Here is a 21,823-nt window from a genome sequence, read left to right on the forward strand (position 1 = left end):
TTTGAAAAAGGTGAAAACATGTTAGAAGTCAAAAAAATCAGTTGGCGCGAAATCAGCAATATTTTAAAGCGCCGCGCTTTGATTGAAATTTTGGTGACGGTAGTGATCCTAGTCGGTGGTTTTTTTGCACTCCATTTAGGTCGTGCGACGCCAGCTGCCCCAGCAAAATATAATGCCACTAGTCAAATTTTACTTAGCTTGCCAGAAAGTAAGGAACAAGTGGTACTTGATCAAACGGTGAATCCACAATACGTTTCCACATTTGGGCAAGCCATCACCACCGATCTGGTGAGTAAGCCGGCCCAAAAGAAATTAGCAGCTTGGGGCGTGACGCTCTCCCTGCGTAAATTGGAAAAAATGGTCAATGTTCACACCAACAACAATAATTCCATGGTGCAAATTAATGTGGTTGCAGGCAAGCGGACTACGGCTAAAAAAATTGCCACGGTTTACGCCCAAGTTGCTAGTCAAAAAGTTAAAACCGTGATGGGCTTAGGTCGCGGGCAAGTCGCACAGCGGACACAGGTCAACCAAGTTGTTGCCTTACAAAAATTACCGGTCAAGCGAATCATAGTGGTGATCGCTGCTGCCGTTATATTAGGTTTAGCCAGCGGGTGCGGTGTTGAAATTTTGGATCGCCGTATCCGCAGTCCTTATTTTGCGAATACAACTTTAGGGACTACACCATTGGTAATGGCGGCCCAACCGACAACAACTCAACTGGCGGCGGTGCGTAATACCTTGGATATCGCACTGACGCGGTCGCAAGTTATTCTGGCGCAATTACCAGTTGCCAGTTCACAACAGCGCGCCGCGATCCAGGCGCTGGCACAGCAATATGCTGCGACCGGCGAGCGTGTTTTGCTAGTGGATCTAGCGGCTGATGCAGCAATGTTGAAACAATTGGCGTTGCCCACCACGCCTGCAGATTATCAAGGGGATTCTGTGGCGACGTTACCGCAATTGGCTACTGCTGCGCCGGTGTTATTGACGCTCACCGAATTAAAACGTAGTTTGGCGCGTTTACAGGCTGATTTTCAGCGGGTGATTTTTGTTGCTACTGGGGCACAAACTGCTGGTAATCAGCAATTATTGCTTCACGTGGTCGACGCACGCTTGCTGGTTTTGGAACAAGGTGTGACCACTAAACAGGCGGCTTATCAGTTACAGCAGCAGGCACCAGCACCGTTTAGTGTCGTGCTTTACTTAGGTAATTGAGGTGGGTAGATGACACAACCAAGTGTAGCGTTAAAGCGATTATTTCATCTATTCAAAGTAATGGCGCTCAGTACCCTGATCGGTAGTGTGATCGGGGGCGGTTTTAGCCTGATCTGGCGCCCGCAGGCAACGCCGCTGTATCACAGTCAAGTACTGATCAGTTTAACTAAAGTTCGCCGGCAAAAAATTAACGGGACCACGTATATTAATTATGATAATGGGGCCCAGTTAACTGGTTTGTTTCAGAACAACTTTAAAAGCCCAACCACTGAACGAGCATTACGTCAGGCTTTTAAGCAGGCTAAATTAAGTACTGCTTTGACGCAGCCTAGTGAGCTTAACTTAACCACGGCGCATAATTCAAGTCTGATTCGGGTGGACGTTACGGACCACAAACAACAGACTGCGGTTAAAGGCGCTAATGTGGCCGCCAAAGTGGCGGTTACACAATTTGAAAAGCAGTATCAATTACGTAATAGCCGGGTACTAGCCTGGGCTACCAGTGCAGACCGCCAGGTGATGACGATCTCAAGGAGTGAAATTATGTTGAAATTTATGATTGCCGGTATGTTACTAGGCTTTCTCTGGGTTTTTGTTCGTGAGTTATGGCAGCGCCGCGTTGCCTCAAAGTAAGGTTGGGATACCGTGTATTTATTAACTGCAACATCAATAACTTACCTGCTAAACCTTGTCGCCAGCTGCCGCCGCCAAAAAATGCGTTGGGCAGAGTGGCTATTTGTGTTGTGCTTAATCGTTTTACTCGGTGGTAACAATAAAAACGCTGATTTTTTCACCTATCAATGGTTGTATAGCGCACATATTCCGTATGGTGAGCCTGGCTATCAGGTGCTTACGCGGCTTGGACCCATGCTGGGGTTGAATTACCAGCAGTTTCGATTGATACTGACGGCGATCTTTATGATTGTTTTATATCGTGGGGTTCAGAAATTAACGCCGCACACGGCTGGATTTATGGCTTTTTATTTTTGCTATCCATTTTTCTTAGATTTGATCCAGTTACGTAATTTCATGATGATGGCGTTATTGGTGTATGCTAGCCACTTTTTACTGGAAAAAACTTACCGTAATTTGGCACTGTTCACCTTATTTGTGTTATTAGGCGCTAGCCTGCAGGTTTTAGGGTTGCTCTACTTACTGGTAATTCCACTGTATTATTTTGATGCGCATAATTTATGGAAAATTGGATTGCTAACCGTTGTTTTCCTACTTTCGGTTGTTGTCATGGTACCTGTCTTTTCACAAATGATGTTGGCTGTGTTAAGCAGCCTGCACTTGAATCATTTATCCTTGTATTTTGTTCAAAAGGTGCGTCTAGGCTACATTCCGTTTTGGATCTTTAGTATGTTTGATCTAGCATTTATGTACTATAGTTACCAATATTTAGCTGAGCGCCAATTGTTGACTGCCCGAAAACGGCGCATTATTTGGTTAGTTTTTACCTTCACCGTGGTGGGTGTTTTAACGATGCCGTTGTACACATTTGAGTTTTCTTTTGCCCGGGCTTTGCGTGATGTGTTGCCCTTTATGGTGATCGGTTACTTAGTAACGTTGGATGCGTTGCCGCGGCGCCACTACCTGCGTTGGCTGTACATTGGTTTATTTATAACCTATATGTTGGCCTTAGTTTATTTTGAAATGGTTCCGTTACTGCAGGACACGATCATTCCGGCGTTTAGCCATAACTGGCTCTTGGGTAGCTAAAGTTAGGCACATTATGCTAAAATACTTGTTGTCTGCGTTGCGCGATCAGGCGCACGCAATTCTAGCGGCTACGTTCTAACTTTGAAAGGAAGAAACCATGAAAAATTATGACTATTTAGTTGTTGGCGCCGGGCTATTCGGAGCAACTTTTGCTTATGAAGCGGCTAAACGCGGCAAGCGGGTCAAAGTGATCGAAAAAGATGATCATATTTCTGGCCATATTTATACCGAAGAAAAAGATGGCATTCAAGTGCATAAATTTGGGGCCCATATTTTCCATACTAGTATTAAGAAGACTTGGGATTTTGTGCAGCAATTTGCTGAATTTAATCGGTATACCAATGAACCAGTAGCTAATTATAAGGGTGAATTGTATAACTTGCCTTTTAACATGAACACATTTAATAAAATGTGGGGCGTTGTGACCCCAGCTGAGGCTAAGGCTAAGATTGAAGAACAGCGCAAGGTTTTAGGCGACAAACGGCCGGAAAACTTAGAAGAACAAGCCATTTCTTTGATCGGTACGGATATTTACGAAAAGTTGATCAAAGGCTATACAGAGAAGCAATGGGGGCGTAAAGCCACTGAGTTACCGGCATTTATTATTCGGCGCTTACCTGTACGTTACATTTACGATAATAATTACTTTAACGATACGTACCAAGGCATTCCGATCGGTGGCTATACGCAGATCGTTGAAAAAATGTTAGCTGATCCCTTGATCGATGTTGAGTTGAACCAAGATTTCTTTGCCAAGAAGGCTGATTATTTAGCAACCTACCCGCGGATCGTTTTCACGGGGATGATCGATCAATTCTTTGACTATCAATTAGGTGAATTGGAATATCGGGGTTTGCGTTTTGAAGAAGAAGCACTGGACGTTGATAATTATCAAGGCAATGCCGTGATCAACTATACTGACGCGGAAACACCTTACACCCGGATCATTGAGCATAAACACTTTGAATTTGGTAAAGGTGATAAAAATAAGACGATCATTACCCGTGAATACCCAGAAAACTGGCAGCGCGGTGACGAACCCTACTACCCAGTTAATGATAAGCGCAACAATGGTTTATTTAAGCAATACCGGGAATTAGCTAGCAGCCAACCTAATGTGATTTTTGGGGGACGCTTAGGCCAATACAAGTATTACAATATGGATCAAGTCATTGAAGCGGCACAAAAAATCGTGACCCGCGAATTTGGTGACACAGAGGCATAATTTTCAGTTAATTAAACAAGGGCTAAAGGGCAGCGGTGCTTTTTAGCCCTTATTTGTTGGATCAAGGCGTGTTTTACCAACGAAGTGAGAACCGTTTTTTGAATGAGATTTTAAGCACAGGAGGTGAAAAAATGGAACCAGTAACAGTCAGCATTGTGACCTATAATAGTGAGCATGTTTTTGAAGCAATCGCACGTTTTAAAAAAGAGATCTTGCCCTATTATCCGGTAACACTACGGCTTTTTGACAACCATTCGACGCCTGCTTATGTCGAAAAATTACGGGCATTAGCGAGTAAGCAGATCTTGATCACTGCTGCTAAACATAATCATGGTTTTGGTTTTGGCCACAATGTGAACTTGGCGCAAACACGTGATCCGTATTTTGTTTGTTGTAATCCGGATATTCTGATCAATCGCGCCAGTTTTGTGACGATGTATGAGTTCCTAGCGGCTGATGCAACGATCAGTATGATCACGCCGAAAATCACCGCTCCTGATGGGCAAGTGCAATATTTGATTCGGGATAAACTTGATGTGTTTGATTATATGCTACGCTTTACACATTCGCCTTGGGTCAAGCGGTTATTTGCTAAGCGCCTGGCACGCTATGAATGTCGGGATCTAAGCGAAGAGCGGCAGCAGATTCGTTTCGGTTCCGGTGCGTTTATGTTTTTACAGGCGGAGTTATTGCGGCAGATCGGCGGTTTTGATGAACGCTTCTTCATGTATTTTGAAGACAACGATCTGTGCATGCGGATCAACCAAGCCGGGGGTAAAATATTCTACTTACCAGATGCGCCAGTGATCCATTACTACGCTCGCGATTCACATAAAAGTACTAGTGGCTTTAAAATGTTCCTAACTTCAATGTACCGTTACTTCCACAAGTGGGGCTGGCGCCTTTTCTAAATCAAGCCGCCACAGTTTTCTTTGAATCTAGATCGTAGGATAGATAATGAAAGGCGGTTCACAATGCTTTCTGTTTGTATGGCAACTTATAATGGTGCCGCTACGGTGGCGCGACAATTAACTTCAATTTTGGCGCAATTGACCGCTGCGGATGAAGTTGTGATCGTGGATGATCGCTCTCAGGATGAAACGGTGGCGGTGATCAAAAAAGTGGCGGCGGCGAGCCCAGTGCGCGTGCAAATTTTAGTGAATGCGCATAATCAAGGACCGGTTAAAAGTTTTGCTCGTGCGTTGGAACAGGCTCAAGGCGAGCTTGTTTTTCTCGCTGATCAAGATGATTATTGGTATGCCAATAAGGTGGCACAGGTGGTGGCAGCATTTAAGCAACAAAAAGCCGACCTGATCGTCCACGATGCGCGGGTTGTTGATGGGCAAATGCAGTTGCTCGCGGCTTCTTGGAATGCGTACAATCATAATCGTTTGCCGCAGTCGCTTGTCGGTAATTTATTGAAAAATGGGTATACTGGTGCGATGATGGCGATCAGTCAACGTCTCTTGCGGGCGGCATTACCGTTTCCGGAGCAAATTGAAATGCACGATCAGTGGTTATTTTTAGTGGCACAGCGGTACCATTTAACTACGGTCGTGTTGCGGCAGCCGTTGATGGATTACGTCCGCCACGGTAATAATGTGACGGGAATGCACAGCCGCAGTTGGGGTACTATGGCGGCAGGTCGTTGGCAAATGTGGCGGCTTTATCACCAATTACCGCAGAAATAGTCGCAACTCAGGTTTAAAAATGCTAAAATGACTGTAAAACTAAAAGTGGAGAATGATGATGACAAAATTATATCCGGATGACAGTTATACACTGCATACTGATTTATACCAAATCAATATGATGTCGACTTATTGGCAAGAAGGCATTCATAATCGCCGGGCGGTTTTTGAATGTTTCTTCCGTAAGATGCCTTTTGGTAATGGGTACGCAATTTTTGCTGGTTTGGAACATGTCGTTCGTTATATTCAACAACTTACTTTTACGGATACCGATATTGCGTATTTACGCGAAGCGGGGGACTATCCGGAAGCGTTTTTAACGTATTTAAAGAATTTTAAATTCACTGGTACGATTCGTTCGGCGGTTGAAGGCGATCTTGTTTTCAGCAACGAGCCAATTCTGCAGGTGGAAGGAACCTTGTCTGATTGTCAATTGGTAGAAACGGCGATTTTGAATATGGTTAACTATCAGACTTTGATCGCGACTAAGGCGGCGCGGATTCGTTCCGTTGTCGGGACTGATGGCATTATGGAGTTTGGCACGCGGCGGGCGCAGGAAATGGACGCCGCTATTTGGGGGACACGGGCAGCCTATATTGGTGGCTTTGATGCAACAAGTAATGTTCGTGCGGCTAAGATTTTTGGCATTCCGGTCAGCGGCACCCACGCGCATTCCTTAGTTCAAGCTTACCGTAGTGATTATCGCGGGTTTAAAGCCTACGCCGAAACGCATAAGGACTGCGTTTTTCTAGTCGATACTTATGATACGCTGAAAAGCGGGGTACCGAATGCGATCCGGGTGGCCAACGAAATGGGTGACAAGATCAATTTTCAAGGGGTGCGCATTGATTCTGGTGACATGGCGTATATTTCCAAACGAGTACGGCAAAAATTAGATGAAGCTGGCTATACTGAAGCTAAAATTTATGCTTCCAACGATCTAGATGAAAAAACGATCCAGAATTTAAAAATGCAGCACGCTAAGATCGACGTCTGGGGTGTCGGCACTCATCTGATCACAGCCTATGATCAGCCGGCTTTAGGGGCGGTTTACAAGTTAGTTTCGATCGAGGATGAAAATGGTGACATGCAGGACACGGTCAAGTTGTCCAGTAACGCCATCAAGGTTTCGACACCAGGTCGCAAACAAGTTTGGCGTATTACGAAACAAGAAGACGGTAAATCAGAAGGCGATTATATTACGTTGTGGGATGAAGAACCACTGAAAGAACCGTCGTTGTATATGTTCCATCCGCACTATACGTATATTAACAAAACAATCTCTAACTTTGACGCGCGGCCGCTATTGAAAACGATCTTCAAAGAGGGTCAATTAGTCTACGACTTACCTGAATTGTCAGAAATTCGCCGTTATTCTGCTGCGATGCTGGAATCCTTGTGGGACGAATACAAACGTGATCTGAATCCACAGAACTATCCAGTTGATCTGTCACAAAAGTTGTACGACCATAAAATGAAAATTATTAGTCAGTTGCACAATCAGGTCAGTGACAAGCAGGAATAGTGCCTTAGGTTAGGTTGAAAAAAACTGCCAAAATGGTTTTTACGATATAAAATTCGCCACCTGCAGTGTGATCAATTTTGATTTCACTGCAGGTGTTTTTTGTTAGTTTTTACGGTCATTATGAGCGTCCGTTTCGCGCATAAATGAAGCTGAAAATTTTGGACCACACCCTTTTTAATGTGACATTCGGTGTCAGTTTACCGGCCGTTGGCGTTGCCGCGACGTGGTATAATAAAAAAATAGTCGGTTAAAGCCATTTTACGAAGTGGACTTGCGCCGGCAATAGTCGTAAAAAAACGGTTGCGCTGTAGATTCCGCAGCCAGAGATTGAAGGAGTTGAGCCTATGCGCCCGTTACAAAAAGAAATTATTGCGGCCATGAAAACACAAGCTGTTATTGATCCGCAAGCAGAAATTCGTAGAAGTGTAGATTTTTTGAAAGCTTACATGAAAAAGTATTCGTTTGTAAAAACGTTAGTCCTTGGCATTTCTGGCGGTCAGGATTCGACTTTAGCTGGTCGTCTAGGGCAAATGGCGGCTGAAGAGATGCGCACGGAAACCGGCGATGCGGCCTATCGTTTTATCGCCGTCCGCTTACCTTATGGCGAACAGGCCGATGAAAGTGACGCCATGGCGGCAATTGATTTTATCCAGGCCGATGAAACGCTACGTGTTAATATTAAGCCCGCAGTAGACGCAACGTTGGCAGCTTTGACGGCCAATCAGTTAACGATCAATGATTTCAATAAGGGAAATATCAAGGCACGGCAGCGGATGATCGCCCAATACGGAATTGCCGGTGCGCGCCAAGGTGTGGTATTAGGGACTGATCATTCTGCTGAATCGATCACAGGCTTTTATACCAAATTTGGTGACGGCGGGGCGGATCTAGTACCGTTATACCGGCTTGATAAACGGCAAGGTAAGCAAATGCTAAAAGTGTTAGGCGCACCAGAACATCTTTACCTTAAGGTCCCAACTGCGGATCTTGAAGAAGAACGGCCAGCCTTACCGGATGAAGTCGCTTTAGGCGTGCGTTACGATGATATCGACGATTATTTGGAAGGTAAGGCAGTCACTGCTGCTGCGGCTGAAAAAATTGAGGCTTGGTATTTAAAGACTGCGCATAAGCGACATTTACCGATCACGGTTTTTGATCAATTTTGGCGGTAGAACGTTTTTTCTTGTCAAACAGATAAACAATCAGTTATACTATGCTTAATTCATAGGGGAGTAACTTGCGACCACACATGGCCGTGATAACGTCGTCAACAAGAAAGTCTACCCGACTTTTCTGGTGTTATCTTAAAAAGTGAGACTTATGTGTGTTTCTGCAACATACATGGGCCTCACTTTTTGTATGCTGCGAATCAACTAAAAGGGGGAATCATCTTTGGCCCAAGCAAAGAAGTTTTACAGCACAACAACAGCAGAAACTCAAGCACAGTTGCATACTGCCAAGCAAGGCTTGAGTAAAACGGAAGCCCATAAACGGCTGACGGAAGGTGACGCCAATAGCCTAGTGGCGAAGCGGCGAAAAACGATCATTGAGCGCTTTATTGATCAGTTTAAAGATTTCATGATCGCCGTCTTATTAGTTGCGGCGATCGTGGCGGCCTTTAGCGGTGAAATGGCGGATGCCGTGATCATTTTACTGGTAGTGGTTTTAAATGCCGTTTTCGGTGTTTTCCAAGAGGTTCAGGCTGAGGCGGCGATTGATGCACTGAAAGAAATGTCGGCCCCGATGGCGCACGTTCGGCGCGATGGTGAACTGATCACGATCAAAAGTGAAGACGTGGTGCCTGGCGATATTGTTCTGTTGGAGGCCGGTGATGTGGTCCCAGCCGATCTGCGCCTGATCGCAGCACAAACGTTGCGGGTGGAAGAGGCGGCCTTGACGGGGGAATCGGTTCCGGTGGAAAAACAAACGGCCGCGTTACAAGTCAAACCAGATGAAAAAATTAGTTTAGGTGACCAAACCAACATGGCCTTTATGAATAGTAATATCACCAACGGTCGGGGCACGGGGATCGTGGTGGCGACAGGGATGCAAACCGAAGTGGGGCGGATCGCCGGCATGTTGAATCAAGCCGATGAAACCAAAACACCTTTGCAGGAGAATTTAAATTCATTAGGTAAAACACTGACTTGGTTGATTTTGTTCCTATCCGTTTTGATTTTTGCCCTAGGATTATTAAATCAGCGCGAAACGATCTTGAATATGCTGCTGACGGCGATCTCCTTGGCCGTTGCGGCGATTCCTGAAGGTTTACCAGCAATTGTAACGATCACCTTAGCATTAGGTACCAAGCGAATGGCGAAGCGTAATGCCATTGTCCGTAAATTACCGGCAGTAGAAACCTTAGGCAGCACTGATATTATTGCTTCTGATAAAACCGGAACATTGACCCAAAATAAAATGACCGTGGAACGATTATTCACTAATAATCGTTTAGAAGTTGCTAGTGAGAGTAAGGTAACTTTTGACAACATGACGGTCCAGATCATGACGTTGGCCAATGATACCAAAATCGACAAAGCTGGCAAGCTGCTCGGTGATCCCACCGAAACAGCGTTGGTCCAATTTGGCTTGACCCATAAGTTGGACGTGTCAGCGTTGCTAGATCGTTTGCCGCGGGTCAACGAAGTACCGTTTGATTCAGAACGTAAATTGATGACCACGATCCATGAACTGGCAGATGGGCGTTATCTGGTAGCGACTAAAGGCGCGCCAGATCAATTATTGCAACGAACAACTAGCTATGAAATTGACGGTACTGAAGCGACTATGGATGACACCGAGCGGGAGCTGATTTTAAGTACTAATACGCAATTGGCGCGCCAGGCCTTGCGTGTTCTGGGAATGGCGTATAAAATTGTGGATGAGATCCCTGCACAGGTCAATACAGATACTGTGGAACAAGACTTAATTTTTAGTGGCTTGATCGGGATGATCGATCCCGAACGGCCAGAAGTTGAAGAAGCCGTGCGGGAAGCCAAAGAAGCCGGTATTCGCCCAATGATGATCACCGGTGATCACCGTGATACTGCCGAAGCGATCGCTAAACGCTTAGGTATTATTAGTGATCATGATGAAAAGGCGATCATCAGCGGTAACGAACTCGACGACATGAGCGATGAAGAATTTGCTAAGCGCGTGGATGATTACGCGGTGTACGCGCGGGTCGCACCGGAACATAAGGTGCGGATCGTCAACGCTTGGCAAAAGCGCGGCAAAGTCGTTGCCATGACTGGTGACGGGATCAATGATGCCCCAGCGCTGAAGGCAGCCGATATTGGTATCGGTATGGGGATCACGGGAACTGAAGTGTCCAAGAATGCTTCCGACATGGTTTTAGCCGATGATAATTTTTCGACGATCGTTGTGGCCGTTGAAGAAGGGCGTAAAGTTTTTGCCAACATTCAAAAAGCGATCCAGTACCTGTTATCGGCCAACTTAGGTGAAGTATTGACTTTGTTTATGATGACGCTATTGGGCTGGCAAATTTTGGCGCCAGTTCAGATTTTGTGGATCAATTTAGTGACTGATACTTTTCCGGCGATCGCCTTAGGCATTGAACCAATGGAGCGGGATATTATGAAGCGTCAACCCCGCGGGCGGCAGTCAAACTTCCTTTCCGGCGGCTTAAGTCATTCGATCATTTATCAAGGCTTGTTGGAGGGAATCATCACGTTAACCGTTTATTGGATCGGGATCACTTATCCGGTGCATGCTAACGGTGCTCTGGCCCACGCTGATGCGCTGACTATGGCTTTTGCGACCTTAGGTTTGATTCAGTTATTCCACGCTTTTAACGTTAAATCAATTTATGGTTCGATCTTCCATCGTGGTATTCTTGCTAATCATGCCTTTAACTGGGCAGTGCTTGCATCCACGATTTTGATGGCGGCCACGATCTTAGTTCCTGGATTCAACCAATTATTCCACGTCACGCCACTTGACTGGCATCAATGGCTGACCGTATTAGGCGCTTCCTTCTCGATCGTCATTATCGTTGAGATCGTGAAGTTTGTGCAACGCCGTCTAGGTATGAACAAATAATTCTATAGATAGGTCGGGTAAAAATGGTAAAAGTACAACAGGTTATGGCACACTATGCCCAAGTGATCGATGCGCTGATCACCACTACGGAGCGTTTAACCGGTGAGTTAAATGGTGATTACGAATTACTAAAAAATGCTTTGGCAACTGATACAACGGCTGATATTAGCAATGATCAATGGACCAGCATCAAAGCTAATTTTGATCAAGGCGTGGCGAGTTACCAGGCCAGCCTTGCCACTGTTAAAGCAGTACGACCACCCGCAAAAGCATTGGGGATCCATCACTTATTGTTGGCGGCGTACGCAGATTATGTGGCCGGCTGTGCCCAAATGGCAGCTAGCGTTGACGCAACGGCACATAGGATCGATGCGGCGGCCTTTACAGCAGCGGAAAAACAGCAAGATGATAGTTCGCTGGCGTTAAACAAACAAATTGCACGGATCGCACAGATTTTGCGCTAATATTATTGAAAAAGCTTCTGACTTTACCGATTGGTAAGCCAGAAGCTTTTTATTAGTTTATTTTAGGGCGGCGCCAAATGGACAGCAGTAAACTACCAACAACGATAATATAGAGAATACTTAGTTGTGTCAGTGACAGTAGTGGTGCCCACCATTGATGAACAACTTTTAATAATAAGTAGCGCTGCTGTGGCTTTGAGGTTAGGGGCTTTAGCTGCGGAACAGCATGATATTGCCAGCTTCTTAAAATGGCTACTTTAACCACTTTTGTTTGCGGGTTATGGATCACTAACTGGTACGTGCCTGGCTTTAGGTTAAGCCGACGCTGCCAGGTTTGGTGGTCTTTTTGTTGGTGCAAGGTCCAGGTTTTCTTAGTTGTAACTTGGTGCACCGTGACTTGAAGGCCAGATTTTCGCTGGCTACGAGGATTGAGCCAGGTGATCTGATTAGCCGCGTGTTTTAATTTAAATTGTTGTACCAACTTTTTTTGACTAGTTAATTTGATGGTACCGTAATCCTTAGTTTGCATGATCCGCGGTTGTTGCTGTACCTGTGGCTTAGTTAACCAATGTGATTGCCAGAAACCTAGCACAGCACCGATTAAAATAACGGTACTTAAACCTAAACGCCACCAATTAGACCGATGCGCTAACCATTGCTGTGCTGGTTGAATTTCAGTACTGGTCAGACCGCCACTAGCAAGGATCAACAAAAACGGTAGTAACAAGTAAACGTAACGTGCCTCGGCTTCCCAGAATAATAAGTGAAAGGCACCGACGCCTAGAATCGTTAGTATGATAAAGCTCGTTGTTGGTGCTAATTTGCGCCGGTGAATAAAGAGTTGGCCGACTAACAACAAATTGCTAAATAAAATAGTCAAATATAAAATTTGATTCCAAGTGCTTAATAGGGGTTTCTTAGAACCATAAAGGTAACGAAAAACGGCCGGATAATGCTGGGCTTGATTGATAGTTTCTAGTGCATCCATGTCGCCATAAGCCCACATCAAACTTAATTTACGGACTAGATGATAGCCAATACCAACCGACCCCATATTTTTCAAGCGCTGTTTAATTTCGTATTTTGCCAATGCTTGTTTTTTAGTATAGGTAGGCTGGTTTTGAATCATACCAGTATCAGCATGACTGCTGGAGCCTTTAGTACTTTTGTTCCAGCCCATCATTGTCCAGGTCAAAGCCGGCATTTTTTTACTGAGCGGTTGTTGGTAACCGTAGGCACTTTTAATTTGTGGCGCTAGAAGTTGCTGCCCACTAAAGAAAATAATGCCGATCACGGCGATGCTGACCACCGTTTGCCGCCAACCGAAATGATGCTCGATCAGTAAAACTAAAATCAAAGCAATTAATAAAATGGCATTGTTGCCTTTGATCCAGAAGCCTAACCACAGTTCGCAGCCCAAAAGAACGACAAGCACCCACCGACTGCTCCTGCGTTGCGTACCAAAATAACGATCAAGTAACCACAAAGTGAGCACCGGAAAAAGAACCGCCAAGCCGTCAGTGTAGAAGAAAAGTGCGTAGCCATAAAAAGGAAAATAGACGGTAGCAATTAAAATTGCCAAAAAGCCAGCTTGTAGGCTGAAATGCCGACGCAACCAATCCCAACTTAAGGCTAGGGTTAAGTCGACAATAGCAAACAAAAATAAGTTCAACCCGATAAATCCATTGATATGTAGCACTTTAAAGCCTTGCAATAGCCAAAATTCGATCAAGGTCAGCGGCACATTATTTTCAGCTAATTGGTGAAAATATGGAAGCCACTGCCGCGAGCCTTTCAATAAATTGATCACTTGGAAGCGCGTATCCATGCCGTCAAAAATATTATCACCAATAATTTGAAAGGCTAGCCAAAGCTGAAAACCAAGACTAAGTAACACGATCGCCCCAGTTAAAAGACTGATCAAGCGGTTAGATTGTCGGTTTAGCCAGCGCTTCAAAGCAAATAATAGTAAAAGCACCACAGCTGCAGCCATAAGGATCAAAAATCGATCTAAGCGCACCGTGCCATGATGATAGGAATCAGGAAAGGCTGCCGCTGCTAGACCAAAAATTGCTAAGAGAATTAAACCGTATAACCCTAAATAACTTTGTTGCCACCAAGAACCAATTGTCTTTTTTTTAAGCATAAGATCACCGTCCCAAAAATAACCAGCGTTTCAGCACTGGAATTAAGCTTAGTACCCCAACGACTAGATAACTAAGCACGAATAAAACGAACCAAACGACAAAAGTTTGCCGGGTCACCGACAAGGTCGTGAACCAATTTAATTTAATAAAAACTAAGCTAAAACCACGATGGATCAGAAAAACACCAAAGGATAACTGTGCTAACCGGTAAAAGATAAAGCGACCAGCTGAATTGTGAAGTTGCCAATGTTGAGCTAAGTTCATCAGTCCCCATGCACAGGGTAGCAGTAATAAGTAGCCGTACGGCATGTTAAGTTGACCGCCAGTGTACTGCTTATATTGTGTGAATTGGAAGTAATACTGCGTAGTAACGATCAAAGCAGTTAAGATAAGTGTACCTAGACCCACCAACCATAAAGGCGGCTGATGACGTTGTGTTCGCAATAAATAACCGGCAAAAAAGTAGGTTGCACTTAAACCGCCAAAGTAAGATAGATCTAGTTGGGAGACCGAAATTCCTGGTAGGCCTTGCGCGTTAAAAAATAAAGTTATTGTTGGTACTAGCATTGTTTGACTGACGACCAAAGCGTAAATTGCCAACAAATAGCGGCGCGGAAAGTGCTGAACCGCGCGGGCTACAAATGGTACCGCCAGATAAAGGCCTAAAATTGCTGGAATAAACCAGTAATTAAAGAAATAATTGCCGACGCCGATACGCCCAGTTCGCGAAATAAAAGTCATATCCAAAAACACTTGGAACAAATCGGTTGGTCGGTGGAGCCATAATTTTAAGAATAGGGTATAGGCCAGCACCCATAATTCTAAAGTGATCAGCAGGGGCCAAAAATGGGTACGATAAAATTGCCGAATTTTTGTTGCATCCGAATAATCACGTTTCAGTAAAAAATAGCCAGATAACATGAAAAAAATGGGAACGCCTAAATGTCCGATTGCGATCACAGCGGCATTTAACCATTGATCCACAGGACTAAGCTGTTGAAAATTGATTTTTTGCGGTAGGGCATGGCTAAAAACGACACAGCCAATAGCGAAAACGCGTAAAATGTCAAAGCCAGTTTGGCGTTGTTTTAATTTATTTTGCATAATCAACCTCCTGTGGTCGGTGCCAAATTAGTTCACCAACTAAAAGTAAAAAGAGCAGCGTATTGATAATGCCTCCCAAACGCAAAGCCAGTGCAAATCCTTGTAAGGAACTGATCTTCAAATAAACAGATAAATAAAAGACCGCCTGATTCAGGAAGGTCATCAAGGTCACACTGCTATACCACAATAACGGTCGTACTAAGTCATTTTTTTCTGTTTGACTGAGTAATAATAAAATGACGAAGGCGAGCATGCTTAATTGGTAGCGTTCATGTTGGCCCATGGTGAACATGAAAATCAGACCACTATAAATTGCTCCGGTGTAGGCCAGTGGTAACGCCGCTACTTTTTTCTTAGCTACGCACCAAAACCAAATACAGCTGCTGATAATGATCAGCACTAAGATGACGGTATTCAGATGGTTATAAGTTAGCCAGGACGTAATGTGATCAGTGTTTCTAAGTTGCTTACTCCAGATTCGTGCTTTTAAAGCGCCCGCCCAAAAATTAAAACCATTGGCGATGATCTCGGTATACTGGGTGACGCCGCTGGTGAAAACTTTAAGTGGTAGTAGCGGCTGGCGCATGGCCAACATAAAAGGTAACCAGCCGAGTAAATTAAGGCCAATGATTCCACTAACGCAAGCTAATACTTGGGGCCAACGGGCTTTTAATAATAAGTACAGGCCAAATAAAGGGGCCAAGTACATGAATTGCAGCTTAGTCAGGCAACCTAAGGCAAACCAAAAACTAGCCCAACCAAAGCGTTGTTGTTGTAGATAGTAAAAACTAACAACGATGAAGAAAATTAAAAGTGCGTCTGCCTGGCCCCAAAAACTTGCGTTAAACCAAATGCTGGGATTAAGTAAAACCAGTGTACCTAGTACTAAACTTAAACGCCGCGAATTGGCCTTCCAGTAAATAAAGCCGGCAGTGAGCCACTGAAAGAGCATGCCTAATAATTTGATCGTTAGAAATGCTGCCGCTTTGTGGGCACCAGAACCAGTAGTTATGCTTAGCCCAAAATGATTGATTATTTGACCAAACGGCCACAGTAGCGTCGGTACCAATGGTGGATAATTAACTTGGTAAGTGCCAGCATATTGCGGCCGATAAAGGCCTAGCCAGTGTTGAGCAGAAATCTGTGCCCACGGAAAATTATAAGTCAGTAGATCGATGTTGCCCCAAAAGGTTGCGGCGATCACGCATTCGCTGATCGCTGCGCTAAGTAATAATAACCAAAATAAAATGTGACTTTTTTTAAGCACAACTATTGTCCTCGCTTCATATGTAATCTTTAATCAGAATAGCACAAGTCTAACAATAATTGCGGTAAATTTTTTACAGATTGAAAATAGACTTTTGAACGAGTATGATAATTAAGATTTAACAGTTAGACAGCAAAAATAGTATAATTAAGTTTACCTTTTTAAAAAAATATAATCTCTGCTTAAGCGATATTTACATAGGGGAGGCTAGCTATGCAGCTTTTTTTACGCCGCAGTATCGCCATGATCACTTTGCTGGTTTTAAGTATGGTCACGGTGCTTGCTTTATTAGTCCCAGTGGATCGGCAAGTGACTATCCACTGGCTGGCTGCGCCACTATTATTGATCTTAGCGTTAACCGGACTGTTCTTTCTCGTTCATGGCTATCATTGGCTAATGCGGCGTCCGCACAGCCAAAACAAATTAAGTTGGTTGTTGGTTGTGTTGGTGCTGGCGATACAAGGCTGGCTGGCTTGGCAGATCGTCGGGATGGGTTCACTGGATCCCGCTGCGGTTCGAATGCAGGCCGCTGCCTTAGCACGTGGTCAGCAACATTGGTTCCGTTATTTTTCTTGGTATCCTAACAATGTTAATATTACGGTGATCTTGGCTGGAATTATGCATCTTACAGGTCAGATCCAAGGCGTCGCTTTTGGGCGTTTCCTGAATGTTTTATTATTTTTACATATTGATTTAGCAATAGGTCTAGTATGGCACTGGTTATACCGCCATTATAGTCAAACTGCGGCAACTTTTTCATTAGTTCTATTACCACTATTTTTACCCTTTTTTGGGTATGCGCTAGACTTTTATACGGATGGGTTAGTGTTACCTTATCCGTTACTATTATTGACTTGTGTGGACTTGGCCTACCAGCAAAAAAAGTCATTAAGTCGTTATTGTTGGCTAGGCGGTGCTATTCTGGCCTTTATGCTCGGTTATTTGATCAAAGGTAATACGATCGTTTTTGGCATTGCCGCCTTATTGGGTTGGTGGTTGTTACGACCATTAAATTGGCGTCGTTGCGGCCAAATTGTTTTAGTTGCTGGATTAGCCTTAGTGCTGCTGTGGGCAGGCAATGCTGGTAGTAAGCAACTTGCAAGATCTACCGGCTATCAACCGCAGGCGGCCAGCGTTTTTCCTACGCGTTCTTGGATGTTAATGGGGTTGAATCCAACTAGCTTTGGTACTTATTCACAAAGTGATATTGATGCTACGACACGCTTAGGTTCGGTTCAGGCCAATAAAACAGCAGTTGATCAAGCGCTTTGGCGACGCTTGAAACACTTAGGACCATTTGGTTTACTGCGGCAATTTTATCGTAAAACAGTGACGATGTGGTCAACCGGCACAATGGGCATGTTATTATGGCCGGATAGTTTTACGAAAATTCCGCAAGTCTTATTGCAGCGGCAAACCCAGCTTCGGACTGTGATTGCTAATTTTAGCCAAGTTATTTATTTGATCTTGTTAAGTTTAGCTTGGTGGACGGTTTGGAAAAGTTGGCGCGAACCGACTTTTGGACAACTCTTTTTTGAATTAGGGTTATTGGGGATCTTCTTGCTACATGTTTTGTTCTGGGAAGTCGAAGCCCGTTATGCCTTTTTAGCGGCGCCGTTTCTATTTGGCCTTGCTAGTGGTAGTCCGCTTGATCAAATCCATTTGTGGCGGCAAAACCGACTTTATTATGCTGGTTTAATTGGGTTAATGGTCGCAAATTTATATGGTTATCTAAAAACAGCTAGTTGGTCGCAGGCTACATCACAAACTAACCCGGTGACGATGCAGCCAGTGCGAAGTTATTTTCAAATGAGTCAGTTGCAGGTGCAGCCTGGTCAGCAATTGGTTCAGACAATAAAAATTCCGCAGGCCTTTAATCAGATTCAAACGGCGGATATTGCGACTAGTGGAAAGGCGTTACGCTTGACCTTACAGCAAAAGCAGCATCATTGGGTAGCGCAGCAACCAGGTCAATGGATGCAAAAAACGCTGCTGCCTGCTGGCAAATATCAGCTTAAATTAAAAAATACTAGTAGGCATACAGTTGCAGTGTCGGTGACCCATAGTCCCTTGCTTAAACTGGCCACCACTCCAGCAGCCACAAATGGCTATTACTTCAGGTATACAGTTAATGTGCAAACAACGGCCGCTTTAGTACCAGCAAGTGGGCGGATAGCTTTATTAGGTGTTAATCTAAGTGGTTTATTAGGCCTAGCAATTAAACGTAAAAATTCCTAGTTGACAATTTCTGTTGGACTGACTTATACTCTAAGTAACTTAAATCGAGAAAAGAGGAACTACAATGCAAGTTAGTCGTCTACAATTAAACAATGCCTGGTGGCAAAGCCAACTGTAGACAGACGACTATCTTAGACAAGATAGATACGATCTGTCAGAGGATCGTATCTATGTTGGCCTTGTTGTTTTTCATGCCCGCATAGATAATCTATGCGGGTTTTTGTTTACTTTTAAGCAATCACCCCAAATTGGTGATTGCTTTTTTTCTTGAAAAGATTAGGGGGAGTTTGATATGAAACGTATGTTGTCGTTCATCGGTTTGTTACTGGTTTTTCTGGGCTTTGCGTTTTTCCAGGAAGGCGGCGTCAAATCTAATAAACCACAGGCGGTGAAAAAGCCGACCATTGGGATCTTGCAGACCATGTCCCATCCGGCCTTAGATGATATTCGCCGGGGGACCATTGATCAATTACGTAAGCGGGGTTTTGTTAATGGTAAAACCGCCACGATTGATTTTAAAAACGCTGAAGGTGATCAGAGTAATTTGAAGTCGATCGCTGAACGTTTTCAAAATGAAGGCACTGATCTTAATATTGGGATCGCTACGCCAGCTGCGCAGGCGATCGCCAATACAGATAAAACTACGCCGTTGATTTTAGGTGCTATTTCCAATCCTAAGTCGGCCGGGTTAGTGGCAAATAACGCGCATCCTGGTCACAATATTACTGGGGTCTCCAACCGGACACCAACTGCCGATCAATTAAAATTGATCCGCGAGATCATGCCGGATGTGAAGGTGCTAGGGGTCATGTATACATCCAGTGATCCATCTGCTCAGGCTGAAGTTAAAGTGGTACGTAAAATTGCACCTAAGTACGGTTTTACCATCAAAGAATTCACCGTTTCTAATTCTAATGATGTTGATCAAGTTGCCCAAACAATGGCGCGCCAAGTTAAGGCCGTTTATGTACCGACGGATAATACGATTGCCAGTGCCATGCAAACATTAGTTAAAAACACGAATGCGGCGAAGATCCCTGTTTTCCCACCGGCTGGCACCATGGTTGAAGATGGTGGCTTAGCGACCTACGGGATCAACCAATATAAATTAGGCGTGGTCACTGGGAATATGGCGGCAGACGTATTGGAAGGTAAATCCAAACCAGCTACTACGCCGATCAAAATCGTGGCCAAAGGTGATTTGATTTTGAATCAAAAGGAAGCGGACTTGCTGGGGATCAAGATCCCGGCTAAGTTGCAAAAAGAAGCACAGCAGAAGGGAGAGGTTTATAAATGAGTCTAATTACATCAGCGATCGGTCAAGGTTTAATGTGGGGGATTCTCGGTGTCGGCTTGTTTCTGACTTTCCGGGTGCTGAATTTTCCTGATATGACGGTTGAAGGCACTTTTCCGTTTGGTGCGGCGGTGGCCGTTACGGCGATCACCCACGGGATGTCACCATTATTGGCAACGTTGTTGGCGTTTGTTGCCGGGATGTTAGCCGGTTTAGCCACAGGGCTGCTTTACACCAAAGGCAAAATTCCAATCTTATTAGCCGGTATTTTAGTGATGACCGCCTTGTATTCAGTCAATTTGCGGGTCATGGGTAAGGCCAATGTTTCCCTATTAAACGAGAACACCTTGTTTAAGGCCAAATTTTTAACACGATTACCACAATACTTTGACGGTGTAGTGGTCGGCTTCTTGTTTGTACTTGTGACCTTGATCATTTTAAGTTATTTCTTGCAAACCGAATTAGGGCAGGCCTTTATTGCCACTGGTGATAACGTTACGATGGCGCGTTCTTTAGGTATTAAAACTGATGGCATGACGATCATGGGCTTGATGGTTTCCAATGGCTTTATCGGGATTTCCGGTGCCTTAATGGCGCAAAGTAACGGTTATGCCGACGTCAGCATGGGGATCGGCGTCATCGTTATCGGCCTAGCTTCGATCATCATCGGCGAAGTTGCTTTTGGTGAATTGACCTTGAATCAGCGTTTAGTAGCGGTAGTTTTAGGCAGTATTTTATACCGTTTCGTTTTGTTAATTGTCTTACAATTAGGTTTCAATACCGACGATTTAAAACTGATCTCGGCCATTGTTTTAGCCTTAGCGTTAATGTTACCAACTTTGCAGCAAAAATTTCACGTCCAAAAAATAATTCGGAACGGGGTGGCACGGCATGAGTGAGCCAATTTTACAATTAAAAAATATTGTGGTCAGTGTTAATACTGGTAATGAACAGCGTGACATTCTGAAACAATTGAATTTAACCATTAATCGTGGTGATTTTGTGACTGTGTTAGGCACTAACGGGGCTGGTAAAACAACGTTATTCAATACCATTGCCGGTAATTTACAGCCTGCTGCTGGCCAAGTCATTTTACGTGATCGCGATATCAGCCGGGATAACGAAGAAAAGCGGGCGCAGCACCTTAGTCGGGTTTTTCAGGATCCTAAAATGGGAACTGCACCGCGAATGACCGTTGCGGAGAATTTATTGTTAGCCCAACAGCGCGGCCAACGGCGAACTTTGAAGTTGCGTAAGTTACGCCAAAATCGTGATAAATTTCATGAAATGGCCGCTGAGATCGGTAATGGCTTAGAGGAACATTTGGATACACCCACCGGTAACTTATCTGGTGGGCAACGTCAGGCATTAAGCCTACTGATGGCTACGATGACGACGCCAGATATTCTACTATTAGATGAGCATACGGCAGCGCTAGATCCGAAAACTAGTGAGCAGTTAATGCATTATACGCAACAGCGGATCACGCAAAGCAATCAGACTTGTCTAATGATCACGCATCATTTGGAGGATGCTTTGGCCTATGGCAATCGCTTGATCGTTATTGACGATGGTCGAATTGAAGCAGATTTTAATACTGCGGAAAAGAAAAAGTTAAGCCGGGAACAGTTGTATGAGTTCTTCGATGAGACTTTAAGCTAGGCCGCAAGGTCGCTTAAACAAATAGTTAAAGATTATCGCACCCGCAAACGCTGATGAAAACGTGGATTTTTCACTACTTTCATCAGCGTTTTTGCGTGGGGGCTCTGATACGATTTTAAGTTTAGAAAATAAAACAGTATGCTAACAAAATAATTCACTTAGTCAGTAGGCAAGGTTCTGTATAGCGGCGACGGAATGGGGGCT

General features: G+C 44.4%; 17 protein-coding genes. 14 read left to right on the top strand and 3 right to left on the bottom strand.

The genetic code is table 11. The features are described from left to right. Positions 1–18: 18 nt before the first annotated feature. The 10 genes from FFM78_RS01965 (at position 19) to FFM78_RS02010 (ending at position 11,907) form a co-directional block, all read left to right on the top strand. On the top strand, positions 19–1,218 hold the full coding sequence (locus FFM78_RS01965) for a YveK family protein (RefSeq protein ID WP_137636761.1): 1,200 nt from the start codon (positions 19–21) through the stop codon (positions 1,216–1,218). A 9-nt stretch (positions 1,219–1,227) separates the two neighbouring features. Then, positions 1,228–1,851, top strand: a complete 624-nt coding sequence (locus FFM78_RS01970) for a YveK family protein (protein WP_137636762.1) — start codon at positions 1,228–1,230, stop codon at positions 1,849–1,851. Between the two features lie 108 nt (positions 1,852–1,959). Continuing rightward, the gene (locus FFM78_RS01975) at positions 1,960–2,940 is read left to right on the top strand and encodes an EpsG family protein (RefSeq protein WP_171001815.1); all 981 of its coding nucleotides are present in this window, start codon (positions 1,960–1,962) and stop codon (positions 2,938–2,940) included. A gap of 97 nt (positions 2,941–3,037) precedes the next feature. Continuing rightward, the gene (glf, locus tag FFM78_RS01980) at positions 3,038–4,165 is read left to right on the top strand and encodes a UDP-galactopyranose mutase (protein ID WP_137636764.1); all 1,128 of its coding nucleotides are present in this window, start codon (positions 3,038–3,040) and stop codon (positions 4,163–4,165) included. A 131-nt stretch (positions 4,166–4,296) separates the two neighbouring features. Then, on the top strand, positions 4,297–5,076 hold the full coding sequence (locus tag FFM78_RS01985) for a glycosyltransferase (RefSeq protein ID WP_137636765.1): 780 nt from the start codon (positions 4,297–4,299) through the stop codon (positions 5,074–5,076). 63 nt (positions 5,077–5,139) lie between these two features. Beyond that, positions 5,140–5,856 carry a glycosyltransferase family 2 protein gene (locus FFM78_RS01990; RefSeq protein WP_137636766.1) on the top strand — a complete coding sequence of 239 codons (717 nt, stop codon included), beginning with the start codon at positions 5,140–5,142 and terminating at the stop codon, positions 5,854–5,856. Positions 5,857–5,914: 58 nt separating this feature from the next. Then, positions 5,915–7,381: a nicotinate phosphoribosyltransferase gene (locus tag FFM78_RS01995; protein WP_137636767.1), complete on the top strand. Its 1,467-nt coding sequence runs from the start codon at positions 5,915–5,917 to the stop codon at positions 7,379–7,381. 344 nt (positions 7,382–7,725) lie between these two features. Further along, on the top strand, positions 7,726–8,553 hold the full coding sequence (gene nadE / locus FFM78_RS02000) for an NAD(+) synthase (RefSeq protein WP_137636768.1): 828 nt from the start codon (positions 7,726–7,728) through the stop codon (positions 8,551–8,553). Between the two features lie 220 nt (positions 8,554–8,773). Continuing rightward, positions 8,774–11,443, top strand: a complete 2,670-nt coding sequence (locus tag FFM78_RS02005) for a cation-translocating P-type ATPase (RefSeq protein WP_137636769.1) — start codon at positions 8,774–8,776, stop codon at positions 11,441–11,443. Positions 11,444–11,466: 23 nt separating this feature from the next. Further along, positions 11,467–11,907 carry a hypothetical protein gene (locus FFM78_RS02010; RefSeq protein WP_137636770.1) on the top strand — a complete coding sequence of 147 codons (441 nt, stop codon included), beginning with the start codon at positions 11,467–11,469 and terminating at the stop codon, positions 11,905–11,907. 52 nt (positions 11,908–11,959) lie between these two features. Here the strand turns inward: FFM78_RS02010 and FFM78_RS02015 are convergent, their stop codons facing one another. The 3 genes from FFM78_RS02015 to FFM78_RS02025 are packed head-to-tail and all read right to left on the bottom strand — an operon-like array spanning position 11,960 to position 16,425. Next, positions 11,960–14,053: a glycosyltransferase-like membrane protein gene (locus FFM78_RS02015; protein ID WP_137636771.1), complete on the bottom strand. Its 2,094-nt coding sequence runs from the start codon at positions 14,051–14,053 to the stop codon at positions 11,960–11,962. Positions 14,054–14,057: 4 nt separating this feature from the next. Next, the gene (locus FFM78_RS02020) at positions 14,058–15,158 is read right to left on the bottom strand and encodes an acyltransferase (RefSeq protein WP_137636772.1); all 1,101 of its coding nucleotides are present in this window, start codon (positions 15,156–15,158) and stop codon (positions 14,058–14,060) included. Then, positions 15,148–16,425, bottom strand: coding sequence for a glycosyltransferase 87 family protein (locus FFM78_RS02025; protein WP_171001816.1), 1,278 nt, complete (start codon positions 16,423–16,425; stop codon positions 15,148–15,150). The genes FFM78_RS02020 and FFM78_RS02025 overlap by 11 nt, the downstream gene beginning before the upstream one ends. A gap of 213 nt (positions 16,426–16,638) precedes the next feature. On the opposite strand from FFM78_RS02025, the gene FFM78_RS02030 reads away from it, so the two are divergent. The 4 genes from FFM78_RS02030 (at position 16,639) to FFM78_RS02045 (ending at position 21,619) form a co-directional block, all read left to right on the top strand. Next, the gene (locus FFM78_RS02030; protein WP_137636774.1) at positions 16,639–18,663 is read left to right on the top strand and encodes a glycosyltransferase family protein; all 2,025 of its coding nucleotides are present in this window, start codon (positions 16,639–16,641) and stop codon (positions 18,661–18,663) included. A gap of 292 nt (positions 18,664–18,955) precedes the next feature. Then, entirely contained in the window at positions 18,956–19,960 is a 1,005-nt protein-coding gene (gene trpX / locus FFM78_RS02035; RefSeq protein ID WP_137636775.1) for a tryptophan ABC transporter substrate-binding protein, read from the top strand. Continuing rightward, positions 19,957–20,856, top strand: coding sequence for an ABC transporter permease (locus FFM78_RS02040; protein WP_137636776.1), 900 nt, complete (start codon positions 19,957–19,959; stop codon positions 20,854–20,856). The genes trpX and FFM78_RS02040 overlap by 4 nt, the downstream gene beginning before the upstream one ends. Beyond that, on the top strand, positions 20,849–21,619 hold the full coding sequence (locus tag FFM78_RS02045; RefSeq protein WP_137636777.1) for an ABC transporter ATP-binding protein: 771 nt from the start codon (positions 20,849–20,851) through the stop codon (positions 21,617–21,619). Before FFM78_RS02040 ends, FFM78_RS02045 begins: the two co-directional genes overlap by 8 nt. Positions 21,620–21,823 lie beyond the last annotated feature (204 nt).

This window comes from Loigolactobacillus binensis (assembly GCF_005405165.1).
Classification (GTDB): domain Bacteria; phylum Bacillota; class Bacilli; order Lactobacillales; family Lactobacillaceae; genus Loigolactobacillus; species Loigolactobacillus binensis.